A 15,719-nucleotide genomic window follows, 5' to 3' on the forward strand; every position below is an offset into this window, starting at 1 on the left:
CGGCGCGGCGGAGCCCCCTCGGTGACGGATCGTCGCTCCCGAGGGGTCTCCTGTCCCATTTCCGGGCGCGTCACCCGTTCGTACGCATAGGGTCGGCCGCATGGAAGCAGCCCCCGATCTGCGGATCTGCGTCGCCGGCGACTCGTTCGTGCAAGGCGTCGGCGACCTCTCCGGCGGCGGATGGGTCGGTCGCCTCGCGGCCGAGTCCCGCCGCCGGGGCCGACAGTTGACCGCGTACAACCTCGGTGTACGACTGGAGACCTCGGCCGACGTCGCGGAGCGCTGGTACGGCGAGGCGGTCCCGCGCATGCGGCACGCCGACGGCACCGGCATGGTGTTCGCGTTCGGCGTCAACGATGTCAAGGTCGAGCACGGCCGCCGCCGGGTCAAGCATGCCGACAGTGTCGCCAACCTCGACGCGATACTGGACACCGCCACCGGCGCCCGCTGGACCTGCCTGGTCGTCGGCGCACCCCCGGTTCCCGGCGAGGCGAACGACGGCGAGGAGGCGCTCGTCCTGGAGGAGGCGTACGCGAAGACCTGCGCCGCGCGCGGCATCACCTTCGTGCCGCTCCAGCGCGTGCTGCGCGAGGACCCGCAGTGGTGGGCGAGCATCGAGGCGTACGGCGACGGGGCGCACTGCGACTCGGTCGGCTACGCCAAGCTCGCCGGGCTGATCGCCGAGGGCGGCTGGTGGGACTGGTTGGACTCGCTCGCCCGCAGGGACTGAGCGGGCCGGCCGAAACGGCACTCAGGGCTTGACGCCCTTCTTCGCCAGCCACGAGCCCGGGTCCACGGCCGCGCCGCCGCCTGGGTGCACCTCGAAGTGCAGGTGCGGGCCGGTGGAGTTGCCGGTGGTACCGACGTAGCCGATCACCTCGCCCGCCGTCACCGAGCCGGAGGTCTTCGCGAATCGCGACTGGTGGCAGTACCAGGTCTGGGTGCCGTCGGGGTGGGTGATCACGATCCGGTTGCCGAACGCGCCCGCGCTGCCGGCGGAGGCTATCTTCCCGGCGGCGGCGGCCTTGATCGGCGTACCGGCGCGCGCCGCGAAGTCCAGCCCGGTGTGCGTGTGCGCCCAACGCGAGCCGCTGTTGCCGAAGCGGCCGGTCAGCGTGTAGTCGGAGGTCGGCAGCACCCATCCGGCGGCCCGCTGGGCCTTCGCGCGCTCGGCCTCGGCCCGCGCCGCCGCCTGCTGCTCGGCCTCCTGGGCCTCCTGGACCTGCTCGGCCTCGCGGGCCCGCTCCGCCTCCCGCTCGGCCTCCTGCGCGCGTGCGAGTTCCTGCGCCTGCTCCGCCTCCGCTCGTGTGGCCGCGTCCGAGGCCGCCGATTCCTTGGCCTGCTCCCCGGTGGCGCTCAGCGCCGCGCGCTCCTGGGAGCGCGCCGCGACGTCCGCACCACGATCGGCAAGCCGCTGCGCCGTGCCGGGATCGGCGCTCGCCGACCCGGCCGCGTGCTCCCGGCCCGCTCCCGAACCCGCCGTCTGGACGCCGGTGGTGACCGCGACGGCCAACAGTGCGAGGCCCGAGACCACGGTGACCGAGCGACTCGGGCGCAGGCCCTTGAGCCGCGCGACGCGGTCGATCGGCCCGGATGTGGGCGTGGGCGTGGACGGAGCTTCGGGGGAGTGCGGCACGAATACCTCGGGGTTTCGACGACAAGGCCGGGATCAGTGGTAGCAATCCGCCGCATATAGACCAAGTCGTAACGGAGCGGTCACTACGACGCCACGTAGTAATCCCCGTGCGCGCCCGGGCGGCGCGGATCATTGCTTGCGACAAATCCGGACGAATCCATGTCTACGATGCCGCGTAGGAGATCGCGCGACGAGCGTGACGCAGTTCACCGCGCGACCAGGTTTCACGAAGGGCCCGCCATGAATCGTCTCGGTGAACTCGAAACCCAGGTGATGCTCCGCGTCTGGTGGCTCAATCGCCCGTCGTCGGTGCGCGAGGTGCAGGAGGCGCTGCTGCCGGATCGTGAACCGGCCTATACGACGGTGATGACCGTGCTCGACAAACTCTTCCGCAAGGGCTTGCTGCGCCGCCGCTTGGCCGGTCGGGCCTATCTGTACGAAGCCGTGCGCTCGCGCGACGCGTATACCGCCGAGTTGATGCGCGCCGACTGGGCGGCGGGCGACAGTCGTGCCGGTGCTCTCGTGCACTTCGTCGAGGGCATGACCCCGGAACAGATCGAGGCGTTGCGCGACGCGTTGCGGGTCGCGCTGCCGTGAGTCGACCCGCCTGGAACGCCGGATCGGCCGCGACTTCGGGACTTTCCTGGGCTGACCGGAGGTCTTGTTAATTCGTTCGGCGCAGCCGCAGTGCCCCCGGGGCGCAACTCTGCGTAATCGTATTAATGATCTACGTAAGAAAATGCGGACTTCTGCACAGCGGAACGGAAAGTGGGCCGACATGATGCGAGCGAAAACCCGAGCGAGGCACGCCCTCGCGATGGTCACCGTCGGCGTGACCGCCGCGTTGGGCGCGAACCTGGCCGCGGCCGGCCAGGCGACCGCGGTGCCGCAGCTCCTGCCGCAACCGGTCGAGACGTCGTACGGCACCTCGTACACGACCTCGTCGGGCGTGTCGTACGGGACTTCCCAAGGGTGGACGCTGTGGTCGTCCTCGCGGGTGCCCCCGCCGCTGTCCGGGATGACCGCGCTCGACGACGCGATGGCCGAACTGCGCGCCCGACTCGACCGGATGCGCGAGACGCTCGGGATGGGCGTGCAGAGCACGCTCTCGGGCCTGGGGACCTCCCTGGGCACGACGCTGCCGCCGGGCGTGACCCTGCCGGACCTGCTCGACCTCGCCGACCTCGACCTCGCCGACCTCGGCACCGACACGACCTCGGTGGCGCAGCCGATTCAGCCGCCGGCCCCGAAGGCTCCGCCGCCGGTGACGCCGGACAAGCCGCCCGCCCCGCCGGTCGACCCGGCCTCGGCGACGAGGCTGGAATTGCGCCGCACGGCCGACCGCGCGCAGGCCAAGCCCGGTGACACGGTCACCCACACGGTGACCGTGCTGAACTCCGGCAGCGCCGAGACGAAGTCCGCGATCGTGCGCAACGCGTTGCCCGCGGGCGTGAAACCGGTGGAATCCAAGCCGTCGCAGGGTGAATTCGACACCGCGACCGGAGTGTGGAAGACCGGCCGGATCAAGCCCGGCTCCGCGATCACCCTGATTCTCGTGTTCAAGGTTCCGGAAGGCGCGGCGGGATCCGAGATGACCGCTCGTTCGAGTTTCGTCAGCGCACCGGGTGCGAAGCCGGTGATCGGCAACGCGTGCGGCGACGATGCCGAAGCGGCCTGTGCGAGCACGCGCGTGGCCGAATCCGGGACCCGGGAATGACCGGGGGAATCCGTCCATATCCGGCCTGATCACTCCACGATCCGTGGACTGGGTCCGTCGGTATCGGTGCCGGATGTATGAAGAACCAGAGGTCCGGGCGGTGGGAAACCCCGCCCGGACCTCTGCCGTCGGTCCGGGTGTTTCCGCGACCACCCGGGCAGATCGGTGGTAAACAGGGCGGAGCGGCGATGCCTATCGTGATCGCGATAGCGTCAGCCCATGGAAGTGACGATCCGACGTGCCAGAACGTCCGATGTGCGGGCCATTCGTCGCCTTGTGGATGGGTACGTGGGGCTGCGTATCCTCCTCGACAAACCAACTGTCACCCTCTTCGAGGATGTTCAGGAGTTTTGGGTCGCGGAGCGGGACGCGGACAGTGAGGTGGTCGCGTGCGGGGCGCTGCACGTGATGTGGGAAGACCTGGCGGAGGTACGCACTCTCGCGGTGGATCCCGTGTGCCGCGGCTCCGGAGTGGGTCACCTCTTGCTCACCAAACTCCTGGAGACCGCGCGTTGGCTCGGCGTTCGACGGATATTCTGCTTGACCTTCGAGGTCGACTTCTTCGCGAAGCACGGCTTCGTCGAGATCGAGGAGACACCGATCGACGGCGATGTCTACAGTGAACTGATGCGTTCGTACGACGAGGGTGTCGCCGAGTTTTTGGATCTGGAACGCGTCAAACCCAACACCCTTGGCAACACGCGGATGCTGCTCCATCTCTGGCAGTGATCTCGATCCGCGTAGACCGGGCGAGTGTGGTGGAGATCGCGTGCCCCGCGCCGGCGAACCTCTTGACGCTTCTTGCCCGTGACGGTGTGGTGTGCGGTGAAGTCGCAACCACAAACCCGGTAACGTATTGCCGACTCGACGGGTTCCGCGCCGGTGGGTTTGTATTTTCCCGCAGAAAGCGGTTTCCTTTTCTTGAGCTGGTTGTGAACCCTCCCGATGAAAGGGAATCCTGGTGGCACAGAAGGTCCAGATTCTTCTCGTTGACGACCTCGACGGCGGCAAGGCCGATGAGACGGTGACGTTCGCGCTCGACGGTGTCTCCTACGAGATCGACCTGAGCGCCACGCACGCAGAGCAGCTCCGCGCGGCCCTGACGACCTACGTCGAGGCCGGCCGTAAGACCGGTGGCCGGGTCGCGGCTCGCCGCGGCGTCCGCCAGGTGGTCAAGGGTGGTGCCGCCTCCGGCGACACCGCCAAGATCCGCGCCTGGGCCAAGGAGAACGGCTACGACGTGAGCGAGCGCGGTCGCGTGCCGGGCAACATTCGCGACGCCTACGAGAAGGCCCACGCCTGATCGTCGACGCCATCATCGAGCGGTGCCCTCCCCCGATTCGTTCGGGGGAGGGCACCGCTCATGTCGTTTTCCGGGGTCCGGGGGCCGGGGCCGGGATCGGTGTCGGCGTCGTCGCGGCCGGGCCTCAGGCCGGCGCCGGGCGGTGGTGGGTCAGCGGCCTGGGCTCGGTCGCCCGCGGCCTCGGGAACAGCCGTACGTGCTGGCACGCGTGCGCCAACGTGCTCAGCAGCCGGGTCACGTCCGGGAAACGCACGTCCACGTGCAGCACCGCGCCGAGGGCCGCGAGGTCCCCGGCGGGGCACACCCGACCCGGGTCGACCGGTGGCCGCAACCAGCGCGCGTGCTCCCACGACCGCGGCCACGGTGCCCGCCACGTGGCCGGCCACGGCGACGGCGCGGCCACCGTGTCGCCCTCGCCGTACGCGCGAAGGTCGAGGTCCAGATCGGCCCAGTCCAGCCAGTCCAGCAGCGCGGGCAGGTCGCCCGCGACCCCCGGGGCCACGAAGAACTGGATCCGGCCGGTCCCGGTCGCGGCCACCGGCCCGATCGGGACGCCGAGCCGCTCGGCCCGGTCCAGGGCCCGGACACCGGCCGCGCCGGGCACGTCCAGGACGTCGAACCGCACCCCCGCGGCCAGCCGGACCGGGGCCGACGGGGTGGCCGCCCAGTGGCCCGCGAGCACACGCGGATCGGTGGTCGCGGCCGCGCTCTCGTGCGCCGGGTCGAGCGATCCCGGACCCGCCGGCCATCCGAGGGCGCGCGCGTACCAGAGGGCCTCGTCCAGCGGGCCGGGTACGACGGGCGCCGAACGGGACGCGAAAACAAGCGTGGCTGCCATAACGTGTTCAACTCCGGGACGACAGCGAGGTTACGAAAGGTGATATGGCAACCGCAATGAGTGACGCAATGCGAGGGACGGCCGCGCCGGCCCTTCCCCGGCGCCCGCGCGGTTGCCCGTACACCGGTCGTGACCTGCCGGTATACAGCAGGTGTCGTCCGGGGTATGACCCGAACATGGAGGGGACACGGGGAGGCGGAATCCGGGCTCGCGCCGGGTCGGACCGGTGCCGGAAAATACCGCGTTCGCTTCTGGCGTACTCGGAATCGGCCTCAGGACGTGGCCGGCGGGAACACCGACACGCACCATCGGGTTTGACTAGTTGTCCAACGCGGTCCGCAACACGTGGGTCGCACGTCTTCACGGACGAATCGAGCGGTCCTGCGTGCAGGACTAGCATGCGGAAGGACAGGGAGGGGACCGTCCCCGATCTGCACGACCGCTCTGAGGAGCGATAACGATGTTCGAGAGGTTCACCGACCGCGCGCGGCGGGTTGTCGTCCTGGCTCAGGAGGAGGCCCGGATGCTCAACCACAACTACATCGGTACTGAGCACATCCTCCTCGGCCTCATCCACGAGGGTGAGGGCGTCGCTGCGAAGGCCCTGGAGAGCCTCGGCATCTCGCTTGAGGCAGTGCGTCAGCAGGTTGAGGAGATCATCGGCCAGGGCCAGCAGGCTCCGTCCGGTCACATCCCCTTCACGCCCCGTGCGAAGAAGGTCCTCGAGCTGTCGCTTCGCGAGGCGCTCCAGCTCGGCCACAACTACATCGGCACGGAGCACATCCTTCTGGGCCTGATCCGCGAGGGCGAGGGCGTCGCCGCCCAGGTCCTCGTGAAGCTCGGCGCCGACCTCAACCGGGTCCGCCAGCAGGTCATCCAGCTGCTCTCCGGCTACTCGAGCGGCAAGGAATCCGCCGCTCCGGGCGGAAGCGGCCAGGAGGGGACTCCGTCGACGTCCCTCGTGCTCGACCAGTTCGGGCGCAACCTGACCCAGGCGGCGCGCGAGGGCAAGCTCGACCCCGTCATCGGGCGAGAGAAGGAAATCGAGCGGGTCATGCAGGTGCTGTCCCGCCGCACCAAGAACAACCCCGTCCTGATCGGCGAGCCCGGCGTCGGCAAGACCGCCGTCGTCGAGGGCCTGGCCCAGGCGATCGTCAAGGGCGAGGTGCCCGAGACGCTCAAGGACAAGCAGCTCTACACGCTGGACCTCGGCGCGCTGGTGGCGGGTTCCCGCTACCGAGGCGACTTCGAGGAGCGGCTGAAGAAGGTGCTCAAGGAGATCCGCACCCGAGGCGACATCATCCTGTTCATCGACGAGCTGCACACGCTCGTCGGCGCGGGTGCGGCCGAAGGCGCGATCGACGCGGCGAGCATCCTCAAGCCGATGCTGGCGCGAGGTGAGCTGCAGACGATCGGCGCGACCACGCTCGACGAGTACCGCAAGCACCTGGAGAAGGACGCGGCGCTCGAGCGCCGGTTCCAGCCGATCCAGGTCGCGGAACCGTCCCTGCCGCACACGATCGAGATCCTCAAGGGTCTGCGCGACCGCTACGAGGCGCACCACCGCGTGTCGATCACCGACCAGGCCCTGGTGGCCGCGGCGACGCTCGCGGACCGGTACATCTCCGACCGGTTCCTGCCGGACAAGGCGATCGACCTCATCGACGAGGCCGGCTCGCGGATGCGCATCCGGCGCATGACCGCACCGCCGGACCTGCGCGAGTTCGACGAGAAGATCGCCAACGTGCGTCGGGACAAGGAGTCCGCGATCGACGCGCAGGACTTCGAGAAGGCCGCGTCCCTGCGCGACAGCGAGAAGAAGCTGCTCGCCGACAAGGCGAAGCGGGAGAAGGAGTGGAAGGCCGGCGACATGGACGTCGTGGCCGAGGTCGACGAGGAACTGATCGCTGAGGTCCTCTCGACCGCCACCGGAATCCCGGTCTTCAAGCTGACCGAGGAGGAGTCGGCCCGTCTGCTCCGCATGGAGGACGAGCTGCACAAGCGGGTCATCGGCCAGAAGGACGCCATCAAGGCGCTCTCCCAGGCCATTCGGCGCACCCGCGCCGGACTCAAGGACCCGAAGCGTCCCGGTGGTTCGTTCATCTTCGCCGGCCCGTCCGGTGTCGGTAAGACCGAGCTGTCCAAGACGCTCGCCGAGTTCCTCTTCGGCGACGAGGACGCGCTCATCCAGCTCGACATGAGCGAGTTCTCCGAGAAGCACACGGTGTCCCGGCTGTTCGGTTCGCCGCCCGGATATGTGGGTTACGAAGAGGGCGGCCAGCTCACCGAGAAGGTGCGCCGCAAGCCTTTCTCGGTGGTTCTGTTCGACGAGGTCGAGAAGGCCCACCCGGACATCTTCAACTCGCTGCTGCAGATTCTGGAGGACGGTCGCCTGACCGATTCCCAGGGTCGGGTGGTGGACTTCAAGAACACCGTCATCATCATGACGACCAACCTCGGTACGCGGGACATCTCGAAGGGCTTCGGCCTCGGTTTCTCCGGATCGTCCGACGTCAAGACCGGTTACGACCGGATGAAGGCGAAGGTCAACGAAGAGCTGAAGCAGCACTTCCGTCCCGAGTTCCTCAACCGTGTCGACGACACGATCGTCTTCCACCAGCTTTCCGAGGAAGACATCATCCAGATCGTCGACCTGATGATCGCCAAGGTGGACGAGCGGCTGCGCGATCGGGACATGGGCATCGAGCTCCGTCCGGCCGCCAAGGCCCTGCTCGCCAAGCGGGGCTACGACCCGCTGCTGGGTGCCCGTCCGCTCCGGCGGACGATCCAGCGCCAGATCGAGGACAACCTCTCCGAGAAGATCCTCTACGGCGAGCTGCGCTCCGGGTCGATCATCGTGGTCGACACCGAGGGTGAGGGCAAGGACGAGCAGTTCACCTTCGAGGGCATGGAGAAGGCCCCGCTGCCGGACGCGCCGCCCATCGAGGCGACCGGCTCGGGCCCGAACCTGACCAAGGAGTAGTCGGCCGCGGGAGACCGCACACGACGAAGGGGTCGCCCCCGGGAAGTACTTCCCGGGGGCGGCCCCTTTTCGCGTGACGACCGTGGTGGACGACCGTCGTCGGCGACCGGCGTGGTGTCCGGTACGACGACCCGGCGCGAGGGATCAGCGCGCGCCGTCGGCCACGTGCTCGTCGACCCTGTCCGCGCTACCCGACCGGGCCGGCGGCGCGGCCGACTCCGCCGGTTCCGCGGCCGACTCGCGCAGGCCCACCCGGTCGTGCAGCCGGCGCAGGACCCGCGGGGAGTACCACGCGTGCCGACCCAGGAGGCGCATCGCGGCCGGCACCAGCACGCCGCGGACCAGGGTCGCGTCCAGGAGGATTGCCAGCGCCGCGCCGAAGCCGAACAACTGCAGGAAGCTCACGCTGCTGGTCAGGAAGGCCACGAAGGTCACCGCGAGCAGCGCGGCGGCGGTGGTGACGATCCGTCCGGTGCGGCCCAGGCCGTGCCGGACCGCGTCCTCGTCGGATTCGCCGGCGTCGTGCAGTTCCTTGATCCGGCTGGTCACGAACACCTCGTAGTCCATGGACAGGGCGAACGCGATGCAGAACAACAACACCGTCATCGACGTGTCCATGGGCAGCGGTGTGAAGCCAAGCAGGCCGGAGAGATGCCCGTCCTGGAAGACCCACACGGTGACGCCGACCGCGGCCACGATGCTGATTCCGTTCAGGAGCAGCGCGCGCAGCGGTTGCAGGATGCTCCCGGTGAACAGGAACAGCAGGACGAACGTGCTGAGCACGATCAGCCCGAAGGCCAGCGGCAGCCGGTCGCCGATCGAGGTCTTGGTGTCGACCAGGCGCGCGTCCGTGCCGCCGACCAGGGCCTCGGTGCGCTCCGGCGCCGGGATCGAGCGGACGTCGCGGACCAGGTCCTGCGCGGCGTCCGACTTGGCGGGCAGTGTGGTGATCACGGACAGCAGGCGGGCGTTCGGCCGGATCCGGTCGGGGCCCGCGCTGTCCACCCGGGTGACGCCGGGCAGCGCGGCGAGGCGCGCGGCGTAGCCGTCCACCGGGGCCTCGGCGCCGGTGCCGAGCAGCACCACGTCCAGCGTGCGGGTGTCGTCGAGGCTGTAGTCCGCGCGCAGCGTGTCGCCGACCTGGCGGGCCTCGGTGCTGGTCGGCAGGACCCGCTCGTCGGGCGTGCCGAACTTGACCCCGAGCAGCGGCGACGCGGCGAACAGCAGCACCGCCACCACCGGCAGCGCGGTGAGCGCGGGCCGGCGGGTGACGAAGCCGGCGAGCCGCGACCACATCGGTGCCTCCGCGCCCTGGACCCCCTTGACGCCCTTGATCCGCATCGACTCGACGCGGGGCCCGAGCACGGTCAGCAGGGCCGGCGCGACGATCAGCGCGGCGAGCGCGGAGATGGCCACCACGCCGATGCCCGCGTAGGCGAAGGAGCGCAGGAAGTACTGCGGGAAGACCAGCAGCACGGCGAGCGCGGCGGCCACCGTCGCGGCGGAGAACAGGATCGTGCGACCCGCGGTGCGCAGCGTGCCGACCACCGCGTCGTGCAGGTCGTGGCCGGCGTGCAGCAGTTCGCGGTGTCGGGCCACGATCAGCAGCGCGTAGTCGATCGCCAGCCCCAGGCCCAGGGCGGTGGTGAGGTTGATCGAGAAGATGGAGACGTCGGTGAGGCTGCCGAGGACGTACAGCTCGGCGAAGGTACCCATGATCGCGATGAAGCCGATCACCAGCGGGACCAGGGCGGCGATCAGGCTGCCGAAGGCCAGCACGAGCAGCAGCAGGGTCAGCGGGACCGCGATCGACTCGGCGATCGCCAGGCTCTTGCCGACCTGGCCGTTGACCGCCGGGCCGATCGAGGCGTCGCCGCCTATGCGCACCTTGAGCGGACTGTCCGGGGGCAACTGGGCGCTCTTGGGCAGTTCGCTGACGTCTTCCTCGACCGAATGGGCGACGAGCAGCGCGCCGCGGCCCCCGTCGGCCTTGAGGCCGGGTGCGTTGGTGGTCCAGTACGAGGCCACCTGGTCGAAGCCCGGCGCGGCGGCGAGGGCCGCGGTGAGCCGGCGTCCGGCGTCCGCGACGGCGGGTGTGTCGACGCCGGAGCCGTCCTTGGCGCGTACCTCGACCACCAGGTTGGGTTGGCCGCCGAAGGTGTCCTCGATCTCGTCCTGGGCCCGGGTCGAGGCCGAGTTCGGCGCGTCGAAGCCGCCCGACTGGAGCTTGCCGAAGGCGCCGAAGCCCACCCCGGCCGCGACGAGCAAGAGCAGTCCGCCGACCACGAGCACCATGCGGGCCCGGCGGAATACGAGATCCCCTAGTCGTTCGAGCATGATCATCGACCTTCCATGTGGTCCCCGGGGGACGGAGATGCCAGGGTTGGGCAAAACGATGTTGACGCCGATAACAATGTTGGCATTGATAACTTGGCATTGAATGTGCGCAGTGTCAACATGGGGTTGGATCGAACGGAGAACCATGGCAAGCGAGCAAGCCGCCGGCACCTCGGGTCGTCGCGGATACCACCACGGCGACCTGCGCAACGCGCTGACCGAGGCCGCCGTGGAACGGGCCCGGGCGGGCGGCCCGCAGGCGATCGTGCTGCGTGAGGCGGCGCGGGCGACGGGAGTGTCCTCCACCGCCGCCTACCGGCACTTCGCCAACCACCACGAGCTGGTCGTGGCGGTCAAGGATCGCGGCCTGGCGCTGCTCGCGGCGGCGATGCGGGCCGAGTTGGCGAACGGCGAGCCGTGCCCGGACCCGGGCGACGAGGCGATGCGCCGGCTGCGCGCCGCGGGGCTCGGCTATGTGCGCTTCGCGTTCGCCGAGCCCGGCCTGTTCCGGACCATCTTCTACGGGGCCGGCGAGGGCGAGTCGATGGTCGGTCGTCGGCAGGCGGCCCAGGCCGCGGGCGAGGCCGAGGGGCAGCTGCCCGGCACGCCGGACCAGTCGGAGGAGTCCTACGCGCTGATGTCGCAGGCGCTGGACGAACTGGTCGAACTCGGTCGGCTGCCGGCCGAGCGGCGCGAGTACTCGGACGTGGTGATGTGGTCCGCGGTGCACGGCCTGAGCGTGCTGCTGCTCGACACCGAACTGGCCCATCTCCCGGACGGGATCAAGGCGGACATCGTCCGGCGCGGGCTGGATGTGGCCCTGAGCGGCCTCTAGAGGCCCGCCGCGGCATCCCCCATTAGGGCCCGTCCGACGGGCGCCGACGGTCGGACGCTCGCAGGATCGAAGGCATGAGCGCCGACTTCGCCGACAAGACCGCCATCGTCACCGGTGCCGCCTCGGGCATCGGCGCGGCCATCGCCCGCAGACTGGCCGCCGACGGCGCCGACGTGGTGGTCGCCGACCTCGACGACGTCGGCGCGACCCGCGTGGCCGCCGAGATCGAGGCGGCCGGCGGCAGCGCCCGGGGGATGCGCGTGGACGTGGCCGATCCGGAGTCCTGCGCGCTGCTGGTGCGCGCGGCGGTGGAGGCGTTCGGGGGGCTGCACCTCGCGGTCAACAACGCCGGCATCACCGGTCCGCACGCGCACACCGGCGAATACCCGCCGGACGGCTGGCGCAAGGTGATCGACATCAACCTCAGCGGCGTCTTCTACGGCATGCGCCGGCAGATCCCGGCGATGCTGGAGTCCGGCGGTGGCGCCATCGTCAACATGGCCTCGATCCTGGGCTCGGTCGGCTTCCCGAACGCGGTCGGCTACGTGGCCGCCAAGCACGGCGTACTCGGCCTGACCAAGACCGCCGCGATCGAGTACGCGCAGCGCGGCATCCGGATCAACGCGGTCGGCCCGGGCTTCGTGGAGACCCCGCTGCTCGAGGAGTCCGACGCCGAGGCGCACGCCGCGCTGGCCCGGCTGCACCCGATGGGCCGACTCGGCACGGTCGACGAGGTGACCGACCCGGTCGCCTTCCTGCTCTCCGATCGGGCCGCGTTCATCACCGGCAGTTACCACCTGGTGGACGGCGGCTACACCGCGCCGTAGCCCGGCCCAGCGGATACCCCCACCCCGTAATCCATTCGGTTGGCGAGCAATAGTCTGACAAGTGACGTCGCCGGCCCGCCGTGCCACCCGAGCACCACCCGTGTCATCACTGGGGGCCGGTACGCCGGAAAGGGAGAAACCCATGAAGGCCGTCCAATACGTCGAGTTCGGCAAGCCGGTCGAGGTGCGGGAGATCCCCGCGCCCGAACCGGGCCCCGGTCAGGTACTGCTCGAGGTCACCGCCGCCGGCGTCTGCCACTCCGACATCTTCGTGATGAGTCAGCCCACCGGAAGCTTCGGTCCCGACGCCCCGCTCACCCTGGGCCACGAGGGCGCCGGCATCGTCGCCGCGCTCGGCGACGGGGTCACCGGCGTCGAACTCGGCGACGCGGTCGTCGTCTACGGACCGTGGGGCTGCGGCACCTGCCGCGCGTGCGCACAGGGCAAGGAGAACTACTGCGCTCGCGCCGCCGAACTGGGCATCCGGCCGCCGGGACTGGGCGCGCCGGGCGCGCTCGCCGACTACGTGCTGATCGACGACGCCCGCCACCTGGTGCCGATCGGCGACCTGGACCCGGTGCAAACCGTTCCGCTCACCGACGCCGGCCTGACGCCGTACCACGCGATCAAGCGCTCGCTGGACAAGCTCTACGCGGGCAGCACCACCGTGGTCCTGGGCGTCGGCGGCCTCGGCCACATCGGCGTGCAACTGCTGCGCGCGCTCTCCGCCACCCGGGTGATCGCGCTGGACGTGAGCGAGGACAAACTGGAGCTGGCCCGGGCGTCCGGCGCACACCTGGCGATCAAGTCCGACGACAAGGCCGCCGACATCGTCCGGGAGGCCACCGACGGCCTCGGCGCACAGCTCGTGCTCGACTTCGCCGGCGTGCAACCCACCGTCGACCTGGCCGCGAAGTGCGCGGCCACGGAGAGCGACCTGACCATCGTCGGCATCGGCGGCGGCACCCTCCCGGTCGGCTTCGGCCTGATCCCGTTCGAGTGCTCGGTCAGCACGCCCTACTGGGGCACGCGGGCCGAGCTGATCGAGCTGATCGACCTGGCCCGGCGGGGCGCGGTGAGCGCGCACGTGGAGAGGTTCCCGCTCGACCAGGCGCCGGACGTGTACGACCGGCTGCACCACGGCCGGATCAACGGCCGCGCGGTGCTCGTCCCGGGCGCCTGACCCGCCCGCCACCGCGCCGGGATGCCTCGGCCGGAATACCTGGCCGGGGTATTCGGTTCTGCCGGGTGTCCGACGCCGTCACGAGCATCGCGAAGGGAGCCACCGTGACGCTGACCCTGGAGAACTACCGAGTAGCCGAGGCACTGGTCGAGTGGCGCGACCCGCTGGGCGCGCTGCGCCTCCTGGAGCCGGTGCTCGAGGAGGAGCGCGACAACGTGGCCGTGCAGCAACTGGCCGGTCGGGCGTACTTCCTCTCGCTGCAACTGCGCCGGGCCGAGGAGACGCTGCGCCGGGTGATCGAGCTGGACCCGTGTGACGCGTGGGCCACGCACGCGCTCGGCCGGACCCTGGAGCGGGCCGGTCGCGGCGCCGAGGCCGCGCCGTTCCTGCGACTCGCCGCGGCGATGAACCCGGAGCCGGAGTACACCGCGGCGGCCGCGAGGTACGCCGACTGACGCTTAGCCCGACGAGGCGGTGGACCGACGGTCCGCCGCCTCGTTCGTGCCCGGACCGGCGAACGGCCAGGCGGCCCAGGTGAGCGCGAGGAGCAACTGGGCGGCCACGTAGGTGGGCATCACCACCGCGTCCTGACCCGGCACCAGGTCCACGTCGGCGATGCCCAGGGCGATCACCGCGTCCGAGAGCAGGAACAACGCGCCGCCGATCCCGGTCCGCCGGCTCACTCCCGCGGCCCCGACCGCCATCGCGGTGAGCAGCAGGCTGTATCCGAGCACCGGCACCAGCAGGTCGTCCAGACCGCGCCACACCAGCGCCATCATCGCGGCCCACGCGAGCAGGTATCCGACGGCCGTCCGGGCCCGGAACGTGCCGCCCAGGCGCCGGAAGGCGATCAGGTAGCACACGTGCCCGACCGCGAACCCGGCCATGCCGACCATGAAGGTCGCGTCGTGGTCCACGAGCAGCCCGACGTCGCCGACGAACCCGCCCACGAGCGCGCCGATCGCCGGCCCCCGAACGCGCTCGGCGCCGGGCCGGGCGGCCACGCACACGAAGGCGATCAGCACCGGCATCAGCAGCGTCTTGGTGACCCAGCGGGGCCCGTCGACATCGGTCGCGGCGAACACCGTGTCGGCGACGCCGAGCGTCAGGTACGCCGCGACCAGGGCGCGTGCCCTCACGCGGTCGCCCGGGCGACGCTCGCGGGCTCGGCCGCCTCGACCGCGGGCTGCCAGCCGGGACCACGAAACACCCGGCCGAACCGCGTCCGCCAGCCGCGCGCCGCCCGGACGTCACGTGCGATGGCCGCGTACTCGTGGAAGGCCACCCGCAGCGGGTTGTACGTCTCGATGTTCTTGGTGAGCCCGTAGTCCACCGGCTCGCCCTCGGGCTCGAAGCTGCGGAACAGGCGGTCCCACAGGATCAGGATGCCGCCGTAATTGCGGTCCAGGTACTGCCGGTTCGAGCCGTGGTGCACACGGTGGTGCGAGGGCGTGTTGAGGACGAACTCGATCGGCTTCCAGAGCTTGTCGATCCGCTCGGTGTGGATCCAGAACTGGTAGAGCAGGTTGATCGAGAAGGAGGTGACCACCATCGTCAGCGAGAAACCGAGCAGCAACATCGGCCCGATGAACACGATGTGGTGCGCCCCGGTCCAGGTCTGCCGCAGCGCGGTGGAGAGGTTGTAGTGCCGGCTGGAGTGGTGCACGACATGACTGGCCCACAGCAGCCGGATCTCGTGTCCGGCGCGATGCTCCCAGTAGTAGAAGAAGTCGACGCCGACGATCACCAGCACCCACGCCCACCACGTGTTCCCCACCCGCAGCGGGGTCAGCTCGTGCAGCCCGTCCCAGGCCAGGACGGTCAACAACCCCCACCCGAGCCCGGCCGCGATGCTGCCGAGACCCATGGTCAGGCTCGTCGCGGTGTCCTTCACCGCGTACCCGCGCTCGTCGTCGTCGGGGGCGAAGCGGTACGACACCCATTCCACGACCATGAGCAGGGTGAAGGCCGGAATGGCGAACACCGTGAGGTCCATGCCTCGGACCCTACTGGCGAGTAACGCCCGGTGGAAGAGGTGATTTCCCGCGAATTTCCCGAAC

The 15,719-nt window shown here is 70.2% G+C and carries 15 protein-coding genes; 10 read left to right on the forward strand and 5 right to left on the reverse strand.

What is annotated here, in order from left to right; translation table 11 throughout:
• Positions 1-100: 100 nt before the first annotated feature.
• On the forward strand, positions 101-730 hold the full coding sequence (locus ACIBSV_RS25610; protein ID WP_395866829.1) for a GDSL-type esterase/lipase family protein: 630 nt from the start codon (positions 101-103) through the stop codon (positions 728-730).
• 21 nt (positions 731-751) lie between these two features.
• Here the strand turns inward: ACIBSV_RS25610 and ACIBSV_RS25615 are convergent, their stop codons facing one another.
• The gene (locus ACIBSV_RS25615; RefSeq protein ID WP_395866831.1) at positions 752-1,636 is read right to left on the reverse strand and encodes a M23 family metallopeptidase; all 885 of its coding nucleotides are present in this window, start codon (positions 1,634-1,636) and stop codon (positions 752-754) included.
• Between the two features lie 240 nt (positions 1,637-1,876).
• On the opposite strand from ACIBSV_RS25615, the gene ACIBSV_RS25620 reads away from it, so the two are divergent.
• From ACIBSV_RS25620 to ACIBSV_RS25635, 4 genes are all read left to right on the forward strand, one after another.
• The gene (locus ACIBSV_RS25620; protein ID WP_395866833.1) at positions 1,877-2,233 is read left to right on the forward strand and encodes a BlaI/MecI/CopY family transcriptional regulator; all 357 of its coding nucleotides are present in this window, start codon (positions 1,877-1,879) and stop codon (positions 2,231-2,233) included.
• Between the two features lie 181 nt (positions 2,234-2,414).
• On the forward strand, positions 2,415-3,353 hold the full coding sequence (locus ACIBSV_RS25625; protein ID WP_395866835.1) for a DUF11 domain-containing protein: 939 nt from the start codon (positions 2,415-2,417) through the stop codon (positions 3,351-3,353).
• A gap of 219 nt (positions 3,354-3,572) precedes the next feature.
• On the forward strand, positions 3,573-4,082 hold the full coding sequence (locus ACIBSV_RS25630; protein WP_395866837.1) for an amino-acid N-acetyltransferase: 510 nt from the start codon (positions 3,573-3,575) through the stop codon (positions 4,080-4,082).
• 232 nt (positions 4,083-4,314) lie between these two features.
• Positions 4,315-4,656, forward strand: a complete 342-nt coding sequence (locus tag ACIBSV_RS25635; RefSeq protein WP_355542767.1) for an Lsr2 family protein — start codon at positions 4,315-4,317, stop codon at positions 4,654-4,656.
• Positions 4,657-4,780: 124 nt separating this feature from the next.
• Here the strand turns inward: ACIBSV_RS25635 and ACIBSV_RS25640 are convergent, their stop codons facing one another.
• Entirely contained in the window at positions 4,781-5,494 is a 714-nt protein-coding gene (locus ACIBSV_RS25640; protein ID WP_395866839.1) for an SCO3374 family protein, read from the reverse strand.
• A gap of 460 nt (positions 5,495-5,954) precedes the next feature.
• Between ACIBSV_RS25640 and ACIBSV_RS25645 the strand changes: the two genes are divergently transcribed.
• The gene (locus ACIBSV_RS25645) at positions 5,955-8,477 is read left to right on the forward strand and encodes an ATP-dependent Clp protease ATP-binding subunit (RefSeq protein ID WP_395866841.1); all 2,523 of its coding nucleotides are present in this window, start codon (positions 5,955-5,957) and stop codon (positions 8,475-8,477) included.
• A gap of 144 nt (positions 8,478-8,621) precedes the next feature.
• Here ACIBSV_RS25645 and ACIBSV_RS25650 read toward each other — a convergent pair whose 3' ends face one another.
• Positions 8,622-10,814 (reverse strand): MMPL family transporter, encoded by a 2,193-nt coding sequence (locus ACIBSV_RS25650; RefSeq protein WP_395866843.1) that lies wholly within the window; start codon positions 10,812-10,814, stop codon positions 8,622-8,624.
• Between the two features lie 145 nt (positions 10,815-10,959).
• Here ACIBSV_RS25650 and ACIBSV_RS25655 point away from each other — a divergent pair, with 145 nt between their 5' ends.
• The 4 genes from ACIBSV_RS25655 to ACIBSV_RS25670 all read left to right on the forward strand — a co-directional run bounded on the left by ACIBSV_RS25655 (position 10,960) and on the right by ACIBSV_RS25670 (position 14,114).
• A complete protein-coding gene (locus tag ACIBSV_RS25655) occupies positions 10,960-11,649 on the forward strand; it encodes a TetR/AcrR family transcriptional regulator (protein ID WP_395866845.1) in 690 nt (229 codons plus the stop codon).
• Between the two features lie 74 nt (positions 11,650-11,723).
• Positions 11,724-12,476 (forward strand): SDR family NAD(P)-dependent oxidoreductase, encoded by a 753-nt coding sequence (locus ACIBSV_RS25660; RefSeq protein WP_395866847.1) that lies wholly within the window; start codon positions 11,724-11,726, stop codon positions 12,474-12,476.
• A 142-nt stretch (positions 12,477-12,618) separates the two neighbouring features.
• Positions 12,619-13,659, forward strand: coding sequence for an NAD(P)-dependent alcohol dehydrogenase (locus tag ACIBSV_RS25665; RefSeq protein ID WP_395866849.1), 1,041 nt, complete (start codon positions 12,619-12,621; stop codon positions 13,657-13,659).
• 104 nt (positions 13,660-13,763) lie between these two features.
• A complete protein-coding gene (locus ACIBSV_RS25670; protein WP_395866851.1) occupies positions 13,764-14,114 on the forward strand; it encodes a tetratricopeptide repeat protein in 351 nt (116 codons plus the stop codon).
• A gap of 3 nt (positions 14,115-14,117) precedes the next feature.
• Here ACIBSV_RS25670 and ACIBSV_RS25675 read toward each other — a convergent pair whose 3' ends face one another.
• Both ACIBSV_RS25675 and ACIBSV_RS25680 read right to left on the reverse strand, forming a co-directional pair.
• Positions 14,118-14,798: a lysoplasmalogenase gene (locus ACIBSV_RS25675; RefSeq protein WP_395866853.1), complete on the reverse strand. Its 681-nt coding sequence runs from the start codon at positions 14,796-14,798 to the stop codon at positions 14,118-14,120.
• On the reverse strand, positions 14,795-15,655 hold the full coding sequence (locus ACIBSV_RS25680; RefSeq protein WP_395866855.1) for a sterol desaturase family protein: 861 nt from the start codon (positions 15,653-15,655) through the stop codon (positions 14,795-14,797). The genes ACIBSV_RS25675 and ACIBSV_RS25680 overlap by 4 nt, the downstream gene beginning before the upstream one ends.
• Positions 15,656-15,719 lie beyond the last annotated feature (64 nt).

It is taken from the genome of Embleya sp. NPDC050154 (assembly GCF_044460165.1).
Classification (GTDB): Bacteria; Actinomycetota; Actinomycetes; order Streptomycetales; family Streptomycetaceae; genus Embleya.